Source organism: Terrihabitans aquatilis (assembly GCF_052542005.1).
In genome coordinates, this window is record NZ_JBOCUO010000001.1 from 354,480 (window position 1) to 371,088 (window position 16,609).

Annotated in this window: 17 protein-coding genes; 7 read left to right on the forward strand and 10 right to left on the reverse strand. The window is 59.1% G+C overall.

The window, feature by feature from the left end:
• Positions 1-39: 39 nt before the first annotated feature.
• The 3 genes from ACQ6S1_RS01855 to ACQ6S1_RS01865 form a co-directional block, all read right to left on the reverse strand.
• Positions 40-2,115 (reverse strand): LPS-assembly protein LptD, encoded by a 2,076-nt coding sequence (locus ACQ6S1_RS01855; protein ID WP_445039465.1) that lies wholly within the window; start codon positions 2,113-2,115, stop codon positions 40-42.
• 338 nt (positions 2,116-2,453) lie between these two features.
• Complete coding sequence (gene lptG, locus ACQ6S1_RS01860) at positions 2,454-3,533, reverse strand: LPS export ABC transporter permease LptG (RefSeq protein ID WP_445039466.1); 1,080 nt, start codon at positions 3,531-3,533, stop codon at positions 2,454-2,456.
• 1 nt (position 3,534) lies between these two features.
• Positions 3,535-4,656, reverse strand: a complete 1,122-nt coding sequence (locus tag ACQ6S1_RS01865) for an LptF/LptG family permease (RefSeq protein WP_445039467.1) — start codon at positions 4,654-4,656, stop codon at positions 3,535-3,537.
• 118 nt (positions 4,657-4,774) lie between these two features.
• Here ACQ6S1_RS01865 and ACQ6S1_RS01870 point away from each other — a divergent pair, with 118 nt between their 5' ends.
• Together ACQ6S1_RS01870 and ACQ6S1_RS01875 are read left to right on the forward strand one after the other, a co-directional pair.
• Positions 4,775-6,274 carry a leucyl aminopeptidase gene (locus ACQ6S1_RS01870; RefSeq protein ID WP_445039468.1) on the forward strand — a complete coding sequence of 500 codons (1,500 nt, stop codon included), beginning with the start codon at positions 4,775-4,777 and terminating at the stop codon, positions 6,272-6,274.
• A gap of 47 nt (positions 6,275-6,321) precedes the next feature.
• Entirely contained in the window at positions 6,322-6,771 is a 450-nt protein-coding gene (locus ACQ6S1_RS01875; RefSeq protein ID WP_445039469.1) for a DNA polymerase III subunit chi, read from the forward strand.
• 6 nt (positions 6,772-6,777) lie between these two features.
• On the opposite strand, the gene ACQ6S1_RS01880 is transcribed toward ACQ6S1_RS01875, so the two are convergent.
• The 3 genes from ACQ6S1_RS01880 to ACQ6S1_RS01890 form a co-directional block, all read right to left on the reverse strand.
• The gene (locus tag ACQ6S1_RS01880) at positions 6,778-7,938 is read right to left on the reverse strand and encodes a YeeE/YedE family protein (RefSeq protein WP_445039470.1); all 1,161 of its coding nucleotides are present in this window, start codon (positions 7,936-7,938) and stop codon (positions 6,778-6,780) included.
• A gap of 76 nt (positions 7,939-8,014) precedes the next feature.
• Positions 8,015-8,926, reverse strand: coding sequence for a sulfurtransferase (locus ACQ6S1_RS01885; protein WP_445039471.1), 912 nt, complete (start codon positions 8,924-8,926; stop codon positions 8,015-8,017).
• A 180-nt stretch (positions 8,927-9,106) separates the two neighbouring features.
• The gene (locus tag ACQ6S1_RS01890) at positions 9,107-10,960 is read right to left on the reverse strand and encodes an ABC-F family ATP-binding cassette domain-containing protein (RefSeq protein WP_445039472.1); all 1,854 of its coding nucleotides are present in this window, start codon (positions 10,958-10,960) and stop codon (positions 9,107-9,109) included.
• A 171-nt stretch (positions 10,961-11,131) separates the two neighbouring features.
• On the opposite strand from ACQ6S1_RS01890, the gene ACQ6S1_RS01895 reads away from it, so the two are divergent.
• Both ACQ6S1_RS01895 and ACQ6S1_RS01900 read left to right on the forward strand, forming a co-directional pair.
• Positions 11,132-11,941 carry a glycosyltransferase family 25 protein gene (locus ACQ6S1_RS01895; RefSeq protein WP_445039473.1) on the forward strand — a complete coding sequence of 270 codons (810 nt, stop codon included), beginning with the start codon at positions 11,132-11,134 and terminating at the stop codon, positions 11,939-11,941.
• Positions 11,942-11,943: 2 nt separating this feature from the next.
• Positions 11,944-13,125, forward strand: coding sequence for a CgeB family protein (locus ACQ6S1_RS01900; RefSeq protein WP_445039474.1), 1,182 nt, complete (start codon positions 11,944-11,946; stop codon positions 13,123-13,125).
• A 7-nt stretch (positions 13,126-13,132) separates the two neighbouring features.
• Here the strand turns inward: ACQ6S1_RS01900 and ACQ6S1_RS01905 are convergent, their stop codons facing one another.
• The 3 genes from ACQ6S1_RS01905 to ACQ6S1_RS01915 all read right to left on the reverse strand — a co-directional run bounded on the left by ACQ6S1_RS01905 (position 13,133) and on the right by ACQ6S1_RS01915 (position 14,722).
• Complete coding sequence (locus ACQ6S1_RS01905) at positions 13,133-13,714, reverse strand: formyltransferase family protein (protein ID WP_445039475.1); 582 nt, start codon at positions 13,712-13,714, stop codon at positions 13,133-13,135.
• A 72-nt stretch (positions 13,715-13,786) separates the two neighbouring features.
• Entirely contained in the window at positions 13,787-14,149 is a 363-nt protein-coding gene (locus ACQ6S1_RS01910) for a hypothetical protein (RefSeq protein ID WP_445039476.1), read from the reverse strand.
• A 69-nt stretch (positions 14,150-14,218) separates the two neighbouring features.
• Positions 14,219-14,722, reverse strand: a complete 504-nt coding sequence (locus ACQ6S1_RS01915) for a YciE/YciF ferroxidase family protein (RefSeq protein WP_445040232.1) — start codon at positions 14,720-14,722, stop codon at positions 14,219-14,221.
• 186 nt (positions 14,723-14,908) lie between these two features.
• Between ACQ6S1_RS01915 and ACQ6S1_RS01920 the strand changes: the two genes are divergently transcribed.
• Entirely contained in the window at positions 14,909-15,190 is a 282-nt protein-coding gene (locus ACQ6S1_RS01920) for a hypothetical protein (protein WP_445039477.1), read from the forward strand.
• 4 nt (positions 15,191-15,194) lie between these two features.
• Here the strand turns inward: ACQ6S1_RS01920 and ACQ6S1_RS01925 are convergent, their stop codons facing one another.
• A complete protein-coding gene (locus ACQ6S1_RS01925) occupies positions 15,195-15,527 on the reverse strand; it encodes a hypothetical protein (protein WP_445039478.1) in 333 nt (110 codons plus the stop codon).
• Positions 15,528-15,697: 170 nt separating this feature from the next.
• Between ACQ6S1_RS01925 and ACQ6S1_RS01930 the strand changes: the two genes are divergently transcribed.
• Positions 15,698-16,093: an NADH:ubiquinone oxidoreductase subunit NDUFA12 gene (locus tag ACQ6S1_RS01930; RefSeq protein ID WP_445039479.1), complete on the forward strand. Its 396-nt coding sequence runs from the start codon at positions 15,698-15,700 to the stop codon at positions 16,091-16,093.
• 72 nt (positions 16,094-16,165) lie between these two features.
• Positions 16,166-16,609 carry a DUF2155 domain-containing protein gene (locus ACQ6S1_RS01935; RefSeq protein WP_445039480.1) on the forward strand — a complete coding sequence of 148 codons (444 nt, stop codon included), beginning with the start codon at positions 16,166-16,168 and terminating at the stop codon, positions 16,607-16,609.

The window sequence follows — 16,609 nt, forward strand, 5'->3', positions numbered from 1 at the left end:
TCTGCCTCGCGTCGGCTTCGCCGGCCTGAAACGCACATCCTAGTTGATGTCGTCGCTGGCGCCGATCCCGCTGACGTCGAATGACGTTCCGCCGCTCCCCAAAGTCCGCAGGGCGAACGTCAGAAATATCTTCTGGACCGGATCCTCGTTGCCATTCTCGCTGAAGTCGACCGCATAATTGACGCCAAACGAGAAGCACTCGTCCATGTAGCCAATGCCAGCTTCGGTCTTATCGAACTTCTCCGTGTCTATATTGTAGCGCGCAGCGCCAGCCACATACACGGTGTCCGTCAGGTTCACTCGCAGATTGCCGAGGATGCCTTCTCCGGCGTTGTCGAAGCCCAACCTCGGCTGGTCTTCATAGCGGCCATAGAGAAGCGCGCCACTGATCGGACCCTTGTTAAAGCGAGCCTCGAGTTCGATAGCATTGGCGTAGAGGTTGTCCTCGTTGAAGCGGAAGCGGGTCGAGAACGCCAGTTCCTTCGTCAGCTGAAGATAGGCGCTCGCCACGTAGTCCGAACGGCTCGTCTCTAGGCCCGAATTGTCTTCGAGGCTCGTGAGATCGGTCTCAGCGAACGAGTTTGTACCGAACAGATGGTAGGACTGCCCGGCCATCACATTCAGGAAGCCGCCAGAGGCCATATTGAGCGTGTATTGCGCGCCAACATTCGCACGCCCGCCACCCTCGATGCGGTCATAGCCCGAGAACTTATCCCAGGCGAATAGCGTCGTGGTGTCGAAGAACAGGCTCTGCGCGTCCTCGTTCGGCAACTTGCCGATATGCCCCTCATCGGGGCGTACGATGATCTGCGCGATCGGTTCGAGGATGTGGGTGCCGAAGCTGTTGTGGGCTACGAAGGGATAGCGGTACTCAACACCCGCGCCGACCATCCCACGCGAGAGCGTGCTGGAATCAGTGTTGATCAGAGCCGCAAGATTCTCACTATCTTCGGGATCCACCCAGATGAAGTCGCCGCGCGCGAACGCGAACGGCGTCCACACTTGACCCAGTGGATCAATGACTTCCTTCCGCCATTTTGCTTCTACAGAGCCGCGGGTGTAATTGCCGCCAATACCGCGTCCCAGACAGTCCGTCTCAAAGACGCCGCAGGTAAGGTTGTTTGAGCGAAGGGCGCGGCCGGAAGCGGCAAGGCCGGTTGTTCCGTCCGGGAGAATAGCGTTTTCGCGAGTAAGCGGCTCGAAGTCCGTCTCTTCACGATAGGTGCTGGTCAGGTTGACGTTGAACGACAGCTCGCCACCTAGGATCGGCTTGTCGACCACATAGTCGTAGTCCCACACGCCGACGATCGGCAGTTGTTCCTGGTCGTCGTCCTGCGACAGGCCGTAGAAGTGGTAGCCACGCAGATCGAAATAGGAGCGATCGCCCTGACCCGTCAGATAAGCGGTTGAAATCGCTTCCGACCAATCGGCGCCCCAAAGATCATAATCGTCGAGCACCCAGCGGTCGGACAGCAGATTGACGTCCCAACCAAAGGCCCAGCGGTCGTTTATGTCGAAATGACCCTTCGTCTGTAGTGCTCCACGCGCCTCGCGCTGCTGCTCCAGATAGGGAAACGCCTCCGGATCGTCCTGAACGATGCCTGCGGCGCGGATCGAATAACTGCCGTTCGCCAGACGGTGGCGGAACTCAATATCGCCCAGAATGCCCTGGTTGGATAGGAACGCCGGCGATAGCGTCACGTCCATGTTTGGCGCGATGTTCCAGAAGAACGGCATCTTCACGCCGAAGCCGTATTCGGTCGACGACATGATATGCGCGGGCAGAAAGCCCGTTTTGCGTTTCACGGTCGGATCAGGCTGCGAGAAATAGGGCAAATAGGCAACGGGCCGGCCAAAAAACTCGATCTGCGCCTTCTCGTAATGAATGGTCTTGGCACCCTGATCGTGAATGATCCGGGCGGCCTTTACCTGCCAAAGCGGCGGTTTTTCCGGATTTTCCCGGCAGGGCTCGCAGGCCGTGTACACGCCGTTTTCGAACACGGTCACGTTGCCGCCGGTGCGTGTCGCACTGCGTGCGGCGAAACGGGTGCGGTCGGCGCTTTCAACGACGAGAGACTGCACGAAACCATCGCGCATGTCGTCGGTCAGTTCCATTTCCGGAGCGTGATAAACGTTCTTCTCGGTGTCCGTCAGACGCACATTGCCCACGGCACGCACGCGGCCGGCCGTCTGGTCATAATCGACCCGCTCGGCCTCTAGCACGGACCCTTTCTGGTAGAGCTTCACATTGCCGACGGCCGACACCGTGCTGCGGGCGTCATCATAGACCATCTCGTCGGCGGTCACGTACATCTGGTCACTGTTAGCGGCCGCAGCTGGCGGCGTCTGTGCGAGAGCCGTTTGCGTGCCCAATGCCAGAACGAGAGCCGCCGTCGCGACGGAGCCGAAAAGCCACGTCGCCCGCAAGGTTCGGCCAAGAGACACGAACCCGTTCATCCGTCCTCTCGAAACAACAACACCGTTACGCTCACACAAGCCCCAACCGCGACCGGAGTCCAGGCGGCAACCACCGGCAGAATAAAACCGGCGCCTCCGAAATCCTCGGCAATTTTGCCGAGGACATAAAGCACGAAGCCCGCACCCACACCACCCATAATCGCCCGCGGTGCACCGCCCGATCGGACGAAGCCGAGAGACACGCACGCCGCGATCAGCACCATCGTCGCCAAGAGGGCGGGACGGGCAAGAAGAGCATGATACTGCATCTGTAGTCTTAATGCAGAGATACCGGCGTGCCGCGACAGCTCGATCATCTCCGGCAGTTCCCAAAAGGCCACGGTCTCGACAGGCGTAAGGCTTTCAGCCACCTGTTCCGCGCTTAAATTGGTCGCGAGAAAGTAGGAACGGTGTGACTGTGGAGGCACATTCACTCGGAGCAGGCGAGCTTCCTCCAGCTGCCAATAGCCATCTCGCAGGGAAGCGCTCGCCGCTTCGATTCGCTCCTGAAACGCCCCGTCAGATGTAAAAACGAAGGCCGTGACATCCTGCAATTGGGTGCCCCGGCTGCTCGATGCGCCGGCACGGATCACTGCCTGTCCGTCTACGCTCTGCTGCCGGATCCAGCGACGACCTTCGAGGGCTGCGGCATTGCCGCGCTTGAGCGATGCTTCCTGTGTGTTCGCACGTTCCTTGAGGAAAGCGGACGCGGGATTGTAGACGGTTGTTGCGAATACACCGATCAAACCTGCAACAAGAACCGCCGGTGCGATGATTTGCCAGACGGAAAAGCCGCTGGCCCTTGCCACCACCAGCTCCAGCTTTCGCGACAGCAGCAGGAAGGCGATGATTGCGGCAAACAGAACGCTGAATGATAGCGTCTGCTCGGAGATGACTGGCACGCGCTGGACTGCGATCAGAACGAGTTGGAAGGAAGAAATGTCTGCCTTGTCACCATTCTTCCTGAGAAGCTCGATGAAATCGATCACGGTGATCAGAACAAAGATGCCCGCGAAAACGTAGAGTATCGTCGCCAGCAACTTTCGCGCGATGTAGAGCGATAGGACCAGAGGCATATCAGGCCGTGCTCACAGCACGATGCGAACGAAGCCGCCGAAAGCCACCTCCGAACGCCATTATCAAAGCTCCGCAGGTGACGATGGCGAGAAAAGTGTATAGCGCTGGAGGCGCAAGCGCACTGGACGTCGTCACATTTATCAACGCGAGACCGACCACACGTACGGCTAGAATCGCAAGAATTCCGCCGGCGATCGCTGTGAAACGTCCTTGCCGATTACTGCGTGTGCGCCCGAGTGCCGCGAACGCGATTACGACAAACACAACGGGATAAAGAGGATTGGTGATCCTCTCATGCAATTCGGCACGAATTCGTCCGAGCTCTGCAGGAGATTTTTGCGCCTCCTCACTGGGCATCAACAATTCCATCAGGCGCCGTTCGCGCGGGCGGTAGGCAAGAACCGTGTCCTGGCTGGCCAGAGGCGCAAGATCGAAAGCGTAGGTTTCAAAAACGACAATGGAAACCTCTTCGCTCCCGGCCGCCTTTCGTTGCAGCGAACCGCGCTCGAGCACCAGATAAGTGCCGCTTTCCGTCTGTGCGACCTGCCCGCGCTCAGCCGTGTAAATCAGGTTTTGTTCCGGCGAGCTGTTGTCCTCGATCAGCATGCCAAGCAACGCATTGCTGGAATCGCGGGAACGAACATGAACCGTCACGCCCTGATCAAATGTCGTGAAGGCACCAGGGCGCAGCACGTTGACCACGACATCGGCGCGGATGTTCGTCACGACTTCGCGAATGGTCCTGAGGCTTGCAGGAATAGCGGACGTGCTCAGGATGCCGACACCAATTGCCACCAGCAAAGTGACGATGGCAAAGGGGCGAAACAGACGTATGGGCGTCACGCCAGCTGCGCTAAGGGCTGCAAGTTCCGAATCGGCATTAAGCCGGTTCAGTACCCACATCACGCCGCCGAACAGGGCGACCGGGGCAACCACGAGCGCGAGCGAGGGCACGGCCAGCCCGGTGACGAAGAAATAGGTCCACAGGCTCTGGCCTTGCGTCGTCATCAAATCAAGCGACCGGAGAGATTGCGTCACCCACACCACGGCCGTCGTGCCGATCAGCCCGGCCAGAAAGGCACTCAGCGTTGCGCGGATGATATAGCGGTCGAGTGCGGTCATATGCTGGCAAGAAGGTGAGGAGACGCAGCCGCCAGCTAGGCGGATGCAAGAGCCTGTTCTAAACAGGGTCAGGGTGGCGCGCCGCAACGCGCCGGAGAACACGGAGCTTTTACCCCAGATGGCGTCCAATCCAAAAATCGCATTTGCTTCATCGTCCCTGCCGGAGCACGGCGTGGCGGTGGTGCTGACCGATTACCGGCTCGGTTTCTCCGGCATCTCGGCAGACCTGATAGGAAGGCTGGGCGATTTCGAGCGCATTGCCAAGGCCGGCAAGTTCACGGGCAAGGCCGGCAGCACACTGGACATCCTCGCGCCGTCGGGCACCGAATTGGACAGGCTGATTGTATTCGGCCTCGGCCGGGGCGAGGGCGATCCGGCCACCGAATGGGTGCGGACCGGAGGGCAGGTGCTACGAAAGATCGGCGCGGCCGACCATGCGACCGTTCTGATCGACGTGCCGCCGGGACTGGATGATGATGCGGCGGAGGCGGCAAGCCAGATGGCGCTCGGTGCAAGGCTGCGAGCCTACACATTCGATCGCTACAAGACCAAGAAGAAGGACGATGAGGACAGCGGCGCCTGCGCGCAGGGCCTGACGCTCGCTTTGTCCGATGTCGACCGCGCCCAGGAGCTTTGGAAGCGGCAGGAGGCCATCGCTGATGGCGTCGATATCGCCCGCGATCTGGTCAACGAGCCGTCCAACATTCTTTTTCCCGAGGAATTCGCCAACCGCGCCTCCAAGCTGGTCGATGACGGCATCGAAATCGAGATCCTCGACGAGGATCGGATGGCCGAACTCGGCATGGGTGCGATCCTTGGCGTCGGCCAGGGCTCGGAAAACGAAAGCCGTATCGTCATCATGCGCTGGAACGGCGCCGGCGATGATTCCGCGCCCATCGCCTTCGTCGGCAAGGGCGTCACGTTCGACACCGGCGGCATCTCCATCAAGCCCTCCGGCAGCATGGAGGACATGAAGGGCGACATGGCGGGCGCCGCCTGCGTCACCGGTCTCATGCACGCGCTCGCGCGTCGGGGTGCCAAGGTCAATGCCGTTGGCCTCATTGGCCTGGCCGAGAACATGCCCGACGGCGCGGCCCAGAGGCCGGGCGACATCGTCACCTCCATGTCGGGCCAGACCATCGAGATCATCAACACCGATGCCGAAGGCCGCCTCGTTCTCGGCGATGTGCTTTGGTATGCGCAGGATCGCTTCAAGCCCGTGGCCATGATCGATCTCGCCACGCTTACTGGAGCCATCCTTGTCGCCCTTGGCCAGGAGCATGGCGGCCTGTTCTCGAACAATGATGAATTGTCCGACCGCCTGTTGTCGTCGGGCAAGGCCACCGGCGAGCGGGTGTGGCGCATGCCGCTCGACCCGGCCTACGACAAGATCATCGATTCCAAGTTCGCCGACATGAAGAATTCCGGCGGCCGCCATGGTGGATCGATCACGGCAGCGCAGTTCCTGCAGCGTTTCGTAAACGGCACGCCGTGGGCGCATCTTGATATCGCCGGCACGGGAATGGGTTCGCTACAGAGCGACCTCAATCAATCCTGGGGATCGGGCTGGGGTGTGCGCCTGCTCGACCGCCTCGTCGCCGATCATTACGAAAGCTGAAATCCGGGTGCCGGAGCGGTCCACCGCTCCGGCATATCGGAATGCACATGACCGACATTCTGTTCTACCACCTTCAGAATCAGCCCGTTGAACGGGTCCTGCCCCAGCTCCTCGGCAAATGCCTGGAGCGTGGCTGGAAGGTCGTGGTGCAGGCCTCCAGCGACGAACGCGTCCGTTCGCTCGACGACGCGCTGTGGACGTTCACCGACGAGAGTTTCCTCCCGCACGGCACGGCGCGAGACGGCACGCCCGAGACGCAGCCGATCTTCCTCACCTCGGAGAACGAGAATCCGAACGGGGCGGAAGTGCGTGTCCTGGTCGACGGCGCCGGGGGGCCTGACCTCGGCAGCTATGAGCGTGTCCTGATCCTGTTCGACGGCCTCGATGGCGAAACGCTGCAGGGAGAGCGCACGCGCTGGAAAGATCTCAAGGCCGCCGGTCATTCCGTGACCTATTGGCAGCAGGACGAAAACGGCCGCTGGGTGAAGCGCTCCTGAACGGTCTTAACCGCGTGCCAGCCTGCTTTTGATCGCAAGGCCGGATACCACGCCCAGCGTGCAAAACAGCAGGAACACCCATCCCGCCAGCGCGGCCGCCTGGATGCCCGAGAGCAGCACGCCCACTGTGCAGCCGAGCGCTGTCATCGCGCCCCAGCCCATCAGCACACCGCCGATGAGGCCATTCGCCACCTGTTTCGGCTTTGGCCAGGCCGGTTTGAACTGTCCGGCGACGAGCGCGGAAGCAAGGCTGCCGAGCACGATGCCGATGACCAAATGGCCGTTGGCCGTCAGCCAGAATTCGCCCAATGCCGTAGCACAGCCCCGAAAGGTGTCGAGCCCGTACAATGTCTCCGGGAGGATGCCCAATGCGCCCGAGGCGCTTCGGGCGCCGCTGCCGATCTGCGAGGTCACGCCGAGTGGGGCGAAGCGCAGATAAGCATAGGTGCCGATGGCGCCGACGATCAGCCCGGCCGTCACAGGCGGCCAGCGATCTACGAAGATCGCCTGTGCAGCCGTGCTCGAAACATTTTCTCTCACGGGTGCTGCCCGCCATAACACCCAGGCGGCCAGCGCGCCGATGGCGGCAAGCGTCACGGCCAGCGCACCGGGATAGCCAAGATGATGCGGCAGCCACACCACAGGCCCCTTTGCCAGATCGGCCAGGAACAGGCTGTTCCATGTCTGGAAGCCGAGCCCGAATCCCAGAAACGCTCCGATAAGTGCGAAGGGCGATGGGGGAGAGCCCTCGCCCAGCCGATAGATGTGCGCGGAGATGCACGATCCGGCCACCACCATGCCGAGGCCGAACACCACCGCACCCAGCGCGAGAGCGGCGCTCACCGGACCGATATGCGCATCGGGCGGCAGTCGTTCGGGCACCGGAACCGGCATCCACGATCCGAAGACCACGAAATAACCGATCGCGCCCGCGGCCAGTGCCACCAGAATGGCAAGCACACCCCGTCCGTCGCGATGCTGTACGAAATCGCGGATGTTGCAGAGGAAACAAAACCGCGCCCTTTGCAGCACGATGCCAAGCGCCGTTCCTGTGAGCAGCGCGAACGGCAATTCCCGATCGCCGCTTAGGCTGCCGGCGAGGTGTGCGCCCAGCGCCGCCAATGCGAGCACGGCCAGCGCTGCGCAGATAGGAAAAATCCGGTCCATTCTCTTTCAAGGTCCAGACATCGAAAAAGGGCGCGCCGGAAGCGCGCCCAGTTGCCACGAGAGGAGAGCGTGGCTGCTACTTGCCTTGCCAGACGGTGCCAGCAACGTTGGTCACAGGCACGCCGACAGCGTTGCCGTATTCCGTCCAGGATCCGTCATAATTCTTCACCTCGTAGCCGAGAATCTTCGACAGCGCGAACCAGGTGTGGCTGGAGCGCTCGCCGATGCGGCAATAGGTGATGATCGGCTTGGATCCATCGACACCCAGTTCGGCAAAGGCTTTCTGAAGTTCGTCCTTGGACTTGAAGGTGCCGTCTTCCTTCACCGCCTTTGCCCAGGGGAAGTTCTTCGCTCCCGGAATGTGACCGGCCCGCACGGCCAGTTCCTTGAAGCCTTCCGGAGCAACGATCTCGCCGGAATATTCTTTGGGACTGCGGATATCGATGAGCTGCGTCTCGGGCTTCTCCGACTCGGCGACCTTTAACACGTCAGAGAATCGCGCCCGGATCGAGGTGTCGGCCTCTTTTAGCTCGAAAGAGGTCTTGGTGTAGGAGGGCAGCTTGCTGTCGACCGGCAGATTCTTGGCTTCCCAATATTTCCGGCCACCGTCGAGCAGCTTCACGTCAACGCCATATACGTCGAACACCCACGCGCCCCACGCCGCGAACCAATTGTTGTTGTCTCCGTAGAGCACGACCGTCGTGTCTTTATCGACGCCGCTCTCCTGAAGGATCTTCTGGAGGTTTTCCTTGCTTGCAATATCGCGGCGCACGGGATCGACCAGATCGGTGTGCCAGCGGATGTTCGTTGCGCCGGGAATATGCCCACGCTCATACGTGCCCGGATCGACGCTGACCTCGAACACCCGAACCTTCGGATTGTCCAGGTTCTTTTGCAACCAATCCGCATCGACCAAGGCATCCGCGAAGGCCGGACTTGCCAGAGCAAGACTGAGAACCGCACCCGTTACAAAATTCCTGATTTTCATGTCCATCCCCCAATCGCACATAAAATAAATGTATCAATACAATTTCCACCTAATAAGATGGTGTCAATAGGTATATCTACAGGACAGTAGGTTTTCTCAGAAGGGCGGTGAGGTGGACGAAAAAAAACCGCCGGGGCGGTTACCCGGCGGTTCGGCAATGCAGTCAGGTTTGGCGAATGGCTATTCCGCCATGGGCGTCAGTTCCTCCAGCTGTCCGCTGGCTGCCATCCACTCTTCCTCGATCGTTGCAAGCTGCTCGACCGCACCTGCGCGGCGTTTCGTGAGCTGTGAAAGTTTGAGCGGGTTCTTTGCCGCGAGAGCGGGGTCGGCCAATTCCTGGTCAAATTTGGCGATGTCGGTCTCGAGCTTGGCCATGCGGTTCTCGCATTCCTTCACCCGAAGCCGCAGCGGCGCGAGATCGGGGCCTTTCGGCTTGGCGGCCTTAGCCTTGCCGCTGTCGGTGTCACCCCGCGCGGCCCGCAACACCTGCTTCTGATAATCTTCGAGCGTCCCATCATAAGGCTTCACCGTGCCATTGGCGACGAGCCACAGCTCGTCCGCGCAGGCATCGAGCAGATACCGGTCATGGCTGACGAGGATGACCGCGCCCTCATATTCGTTCAGCGCTTCGGCCAGGGCGGCGCGGCTGTCGATGTCCAGATGGTTGGTCGGCTCGTCGAGGATCAGAAGGTGAGGGGCCTCGAAAACGGCCAGCCCCATGGCCAACCGCGCCTTCTCTCCACCTGAGAGGCTTTTTACCGGCACTTCGGAACGCTGTCCGGAAAAGCCGATGCGCGCCGTGCGGGCGCGCACCACCGCTTCGGCGGCTCCCGGCATGCGCTCTCGCACATGCTGGTAGGGGCTGTTTTCCAGAACGAGGCCTTCGGTCGTATGCTGGGAGAAATAGCCCACGTTCAGCTTGGACGCCCGCTGCATCCGTCCTGTCATCGGCTCCAATTCTCCTGCGAACAGTTTCGACAGGGTGGATTTGCCGTTGCCGTTCGCGCCCAGGAGGCAGATGCGCTCATCGGGGGCGAGCGACAGGTTCAGTTTCTTCACGATCGGCGTGTCGCCATATCCGATCGTGACACCGTCGAGTGCGATGATAGGAGGCGCCAGCGGCTTTTCGAAGGGCGGGATGTAGAAGGGTGGCACATCGCTCTCGATGGATACGGAAATCGTCTCCATCTTCTCCAGCCGCTTCACGCGGGATTGGGCCTGCTTCGCCTTGGAGGCCTTGGCCTTGAAGCGGGCCACGAAGGCTTCGAGCTTGGCCCGTTCCTCGTCCTGCTTCTTCTTGGCCTTCTGGTCGAGCAGCAGCTTCTCGCGGCGCTGGCGGTCGAAGCTGGTGAAATTGCCTCGGTAGAGCGCGAACTTCTGCTGATCGAGATGCAGGATATGATCGACGGAGGCGTCCAGCAGGTCGCGGTCATGGCTGATGACGAGGACGGTGCGCGGATAGCGCGCCAGATAATCCTGAAGCCACAGCGTGCCTTCCAAGTCGAGGTGGTTGGTCGGCTCGTCGAGCAGCAGGAGGTCCGGCTCGGAGAACAGAACGGCCGCGAGCGCGACGCGCATGCGCCAGCCACCGGAAAAGGCGGAGCAGGGGCGCTGCTGAGCTTCGGTATCGAAGCCGAGGCCGGAGAGGATGCGTGCGGCACGCGCCGGCGCGGAATGTGCGTCGATATCGACAAGACGCGTGTGTATCTCGGCAATACGGGAAGGATCGGTCGCGGTCTCGGCCTCATCGAGAAGCTGGGTCCGTTCGATATCGGCGGCCAGCACGCGGTCCAGCAGGCTGTCCGGTCCTGACGGTGCCTCCTGCGCGACCCTGCCGAATCGAGCGCCCTTGGGTAGTTTCAAAGTTCCATCGTCGGGCAGGATGTCGCCGGCTACAGCTTTGAAGAAGGTGGTTTTGCCGGTGCCATTGCGTCCGACGATACCGACGCGCGCGCCTTCCGGAATGAAGACGCTCGCATTTTCGAGCAAAGTGCGCCCCGCAATACGCAGGGTGAGGTCCGAGACTTGAAGCATGGCGCTTTGTGACGTGCCATCTGCATTCCCGCAAGGCATGCTGCGAAATCGCCGCTTTTTTGGCGCTCTAAATGCCTAACGAAGAAGGTTGGAAATTTGCGAATTGAGTTGCTGTCGCGTGCGGTGTAACCCAGGGTTGTTTAAGGTGCGGGGAATAAGGGGGGAGCGGCGTTGACTCAACGTCAGATCACACCGCTCACTTTGGTGCTGACTTTCTCAGGCGCGCTCGAAAGGCAGGAGTCGGCGCGGTCGCAGTTGGAGAAAATCGATTGGCCTTTCCAATTTCAGGAGGGTTTTCACATCGATGATCCGGCTGCGGGAAGGGAGTACGATCCCGAAGCGAACGCTTGGTGGATGAAGCGACCACTGACGCATGGTGAAATCGCGGTCTATGCGGGTCATCGCAAGGCACTAAGGACGTTTCTAAGTAGCGGTGCGTGCTGTTGCCTGATTCTCGAAGACGATTTCGGGATCTTGGACCCAGATAGCTTCGCCCGTCAGATAGCAGAAATACTGGCAGCCCCGGCAGCGTGGGACATCGTCAAGCTATTCGACTTCGAGCAGAAAAATGTCGCTGAACGGCTCTCTCTCGGCCATGTCGAACTCGTCAGCTACGACAGGCCGACGGCGGGAATGGTCGGCTACCTCATCACGCGCGATGCTGCCAAGCGGATACTCAGTCGCCGGCGTTTCTTTCGCCAGATTGATGAGGATACCAAATATTATTGGGAGTTGGATCTTCGAGTCTTTTCTGCCCATCCGAATTTAGTCTGTGAACTTAGCGAGAATCTCGGCGGCAGCCTTTTGGAAACCGAGCGTCATACCGTTCGGCGCGACCGCAATGTGAAGCGATCCCTAAAAGGTATGTACCTGTCAGGCTATCGAAAGCTTCTGCACCACGTTCACCGATCCAGATACAGCCTATTGGGATGTCGCCGGGAACGGCCTTTGGATAGCGATCAATCCCGATCTGCGTATTAAAGATGTTGTTTCCAAGAATCGACAACGCGAGACGACCGGAAGATGGGTCCGGCACAACGGGCAATGGCTCGCCAAGGCCTGAAGTCCGTCATTCCGAAGATGGGGTCGATCGCGAGGGACGAAATGATGTCGTCCACGAATGGAAGGTCTCCTTCAGGCCTGACAAGATCCTTGAGCGCGGGATCCGGAAATTCATTCGGGAAGTGATCCTCAGAAAGCCGGTCGCCGCCGCGATCGAACCCGTGCGGCGCACGCCGCATCCTGAATGGCCGGCAATGCGAGCGAAGCTTATTGCAGATCGCAAATTCGCGAACGCGCATAGCATCGATATCATGACGCCAGCACACACTCTCTATGTGGCGCACCTGCTTCAAAATCGGCTCGAAGCGCTGAACTTCAAAGCGAACATCCTCACGGGTCCGCCAGAAAAGTATGAAGCAGATCTCTATTTCGCCATTTGCCCGCAGATGTTTTCGGATCTGCCCCCGCGCGAAAAACTCATCTGTTTTCAAATGGAGCAATCCGTTTCGTCTCGGTGGTTCACGGCTGACTATTTCAATATCCTGAAAGATGGCCTCGCCGTTGCCGATTATTCGCGACGCAATGCTGCTTTTCTTGATCGGAAGGGAATCGCGCCGTCTTCAATTTATCATCTGCCGGTGGCCTACATTCCCGATTATCCGAAATGGTTGGGAGATCCGGAGCTGAAATCTAGCGGCTGCGACGTCCTGTTTTACGGTGACGACAGAATTCCACGGCGACGGAAAATTCTTTCCCAACTTCAGAGGAAGTTTGATCTTCGTGTAATTCGCAACGTCTTCGGAGAGGATCTGCGGCAGGCAATTCGAGGGGCACGCGTGGTGCTGAACGTCCATTATTATGAAGACGCGTTGCTTGAAACAACGCGAATTTATGAAAGTCTTTCCCTGAATGCGCGGGTGGTCTCGGAGGAGGGATCAGATCAAAGCGAACACGCCGAGTTGAATTCGGTCGTCGATTTTGTGCCGAAAGGGGATGTCGATGCGATGATCGCAGCGATCGAACGTCTTCTCAGAATGTCCAAGGGCGCGCACAGCCTAAATACGCCTGGAGACTCCACGTTGCGATTCGATATGAGCCTTCAAGGCTTGTTACGCGAGCTTGGGGTTCAATTGCCTGAAACAAGCTCGCGTGCTTCCTGCTAATAACCGTTTATTGGGCTTTGATCCGGGGGGCGAGTGTCATGAAGCGTTCGTCTTGCTCTATCGCCTTGCACGTACCCGTTTCAGAGATCTCGTCGACGACCGCCGTGAGAAGACGCAAGCCCATCGGAGCAAGCGCCCGGCGCCAAAGGCTTGCCGCATCTTCGTCTGGCAAAACGAAGCACCAATCCTGTGCGGCAATTCCACCTGCGTCCATCTCGTCAGACAGATGATAAACGCTGCCACCCGCGATCGGATCGTTCGCCTTGATCGTCCAGTCCACCGCCGCGATACCCCGCCACCGGGGCAAGAGAGATGGATGATACCCCAAGGTGGCGATTTTCGCGCGATCCAGCGGAATACGGGCGTGGGAGTAAGCAGCAATCACGACGTCATATTGCTCGGGGAGATTTTCTTCCGTCACCCGGTAGGGATGCGAATGGATAGAAAGGGAAACGCCGTTTTCCCGTGCCAGCGCCGCAAGCCTGTCATCGGCATCTGGAGCAACGACATGAAGGTCGTGGCTCCGAGTCTGTAGCGCCGTGAACATTTCCGCGCCAAACCAGCGCGACCCAACAAGCGCGATCTTCATGACAGCTCCGTGATCTCTCATAGATTCTGCTCTATACGAGAACGAAGCTGATCAAAACAGCCAGTGGCTGTTTTATCCGCGACGATCTGCGGTCCATCTCCCGGAACATTGCGCGGCCGGTGCCTGCCAGGTGCCTTTCCCGTACTTCCCACGCAATGTCCCTGTGCCCATGGCGGAATACTCGCCTTTGCTCACCATGACTTTTGTCGCACCATTTGAATTGACGCTCCCCGACACCGTGAAATTATTGCTGCCACCATAGGAAACGGATCCATTCCGGATTCGAACGGGGTAGCGGTAAGCCCGATCGCAATTGCCTTTTTCCGTCACGATCAGAACGCTCCACTCGCCATCGACGCTCGCCGAATTGGCCGCAGCGGATGAAAGCGGAATTGTCAGAGCGCCAACGATAATAGCGGAAATGAAGTTTTTCATCGGAAGATATCCCGCAGGTGAAAAGCGTTAAGAGGTGCCGGCGAAAGGCCGGCACCTCATTTGGTCGATTTAGGCGGCCTGCTGATTGACGCGCTGCTCGGCGAGCGCGGTAAGGGCCTTGTCGGTCTTGTATTCCTCCTCGAGATTTTGCTCGAGAGGGGCCACGAGATTGGTCAGACCGAGTTCTTTCGCCCATGCGATCAGAGTGCCATATCTCGTAATCTCGTAATGTTCGACAGCCTGGGCGGAAGCGAGTAGGGCGGCATCCAGAACCTCTGGATCAGCAACATTGCCCGCGACGTGTTTGGCTTCCTTGATGATGCCATCAATCGCTTCGCAATCCACGCCCTTCGCTGGCTGCCCATAGGCCTGAAACACACTGTCGAGACGGGCAATGTGGTTCGTTGTTTCGCGCAGATGCGTTTCGAACTTCGCCTTTAGCTCCGAATTGGTTGCTTTCTCAGCCATCATCGGCAGGTTCTTCTCGATCTGCTTCTCGGCGTAATAGATATCTTGAAGCTGATGATGGAAAAGGTCGTCGAGTGTTTTGATGTCCTTTGAAAACAGTCCCATCGTGAAGTCTCCTGCGCCTGACAATCGCGTGGATCCGCGATTGCTCAAGGAACGCGAGCCTCCGTTCACCGTTCCCGCCGACGTTGTCGATTTGGTGAAGCGGGAAAAGGTGCCATTTCGTTGGCTCTGCCGATTTCCGGAACTTCAACCAGGACCTGACGTTTCGGCCACGAGGAGAGCGATTCTATGAACACTGCGAATCTTCAGCTCGAAGGTCTTTATGCCGCTTTGGCTGCGATGACGAACCTGCTCATTGAGAAGGGAATCGTGAGCCAACAGGAATTGGAACGCTGTTTGATCGACGCGGAGGAAACCACCGCGACTGGGCAAGCGCGAGAGCTATCGAATGCGAATGTCGATGCTATCAGATTTCCGTTCCGCTATCTTCGTGCCGCAATTGCACCCGGGGAACACCCGCGCTCCTTTGCCGCCCTCGCGGCGCAGATCGGCCTTCGCAAGGATCAGTGAGAGGTCAGCGCCACGCAATCCTGTTTGTGGATTGAGAAGGGCGCCGCGGGTCCATCGTCGGTTTGCGGATGACGTCCGGACCACCTCGGACGGTCCAACCCTCAGCATAGGCCGCGTCTGAGAAGGCGGTCACCGCTTGTTCGATTTCGGTGTGTTCGCCTTCTGCCAAAGCCGCGCGAACCTTTCTCGCCACCAGTAACCAACGCGCAGTGCAATTGCCCCCGCGCTTTGCCTGCTTGTCAGCGAGGCTGAGCAGTCCGTTGTAGGTGGCAATGAAACGCAGACCTTCATTCGTCATAAGCCTGAGGCCGAAGGGAAGCAGGTCGTCTTCACGCATGATTCGTCAGGTCTCCAGACCCTGTGAGCCTATCCTATTGGGTAACCTGTGAAAGCTTTGCCCTGATTTAGCCACAGATTGTACGAAATCATGGCTTCCCACTCGCATCTGGACACGTCTGGTTCCAAACGCCATAAACGCCTGTCAGTCGTTGGCCGGAGCGTCTATCCGTGAAGCAGCTTCTTTTGCAGATTTTCACTTGGTGGAACGGCGAGACCGTGGGTACCCGCTTCTTCACGTGGCGCAATGGCACCTTTGTGGGAGAAGACGAGTTCGGAAACAGGTATTTCCGGGCATCTGGAACAGCCCTCGGCGAGAGGCGCTGGGTAGTCTACAATGGCTATGCTGAGCCTTCGCGTATCCCGCCGGGTTGGCATGGCTGGATACATCACACCGTTGACGTAGCTCCTTCAGATGAATCGTTCACGCCTCTCGAATGGCAGAAGGCTCACCGCCCCAATCCCACGGGTACGCCCAGTGCGTATCGCCCAAAAGGCTCGGCGCTGTCCAAAGGGAATCGAGCGAAGCCTTGCGGCGACTACGAAGCCTGGTCGCCAGAAGCTTGAACGCGTCCTGGCCGTGGCGGTGCCACATTCGCGGTGTTGGTGATTGATAGCCCTTCGTCGAGATTTGATCCCGTGAACGCGTTTATCCGTCCGGCTGCCGCTATTTTGTGGTCCACCCTTCTTATTGGGGGGGCGAATGCGCAGATGAGTCCCTCCGTAGCGAACGAAGAGCGCATTCCCAACCCTGTCGTGGAATTCGAAGGCCTGGACAAGGTGACGGGTCGCATTGTGACGTTCGACGTGAATGTCGGAGAGACTGTGCAATTCGGTGCACTGCAGGTGACCCCGCGCGTTTGCTACACGCGGCCGGAAACGGAGCAGCCCGAAACCATCGGCTTCATCGAGGTCGATGAAATAACGTTGCAGAATGAAACCAAGCGCATCTTCGCCGGCTGGATGTTCGCGGACAGTCCTGGCCTCAACGCAATCGAGCATCCGATTTACGATGTCTGGTTGACCGATTGCAAAGGCGGAGAACGTCGTGCGGCTCCTCCTGCGCCCAAGGTTGGTGGCTGA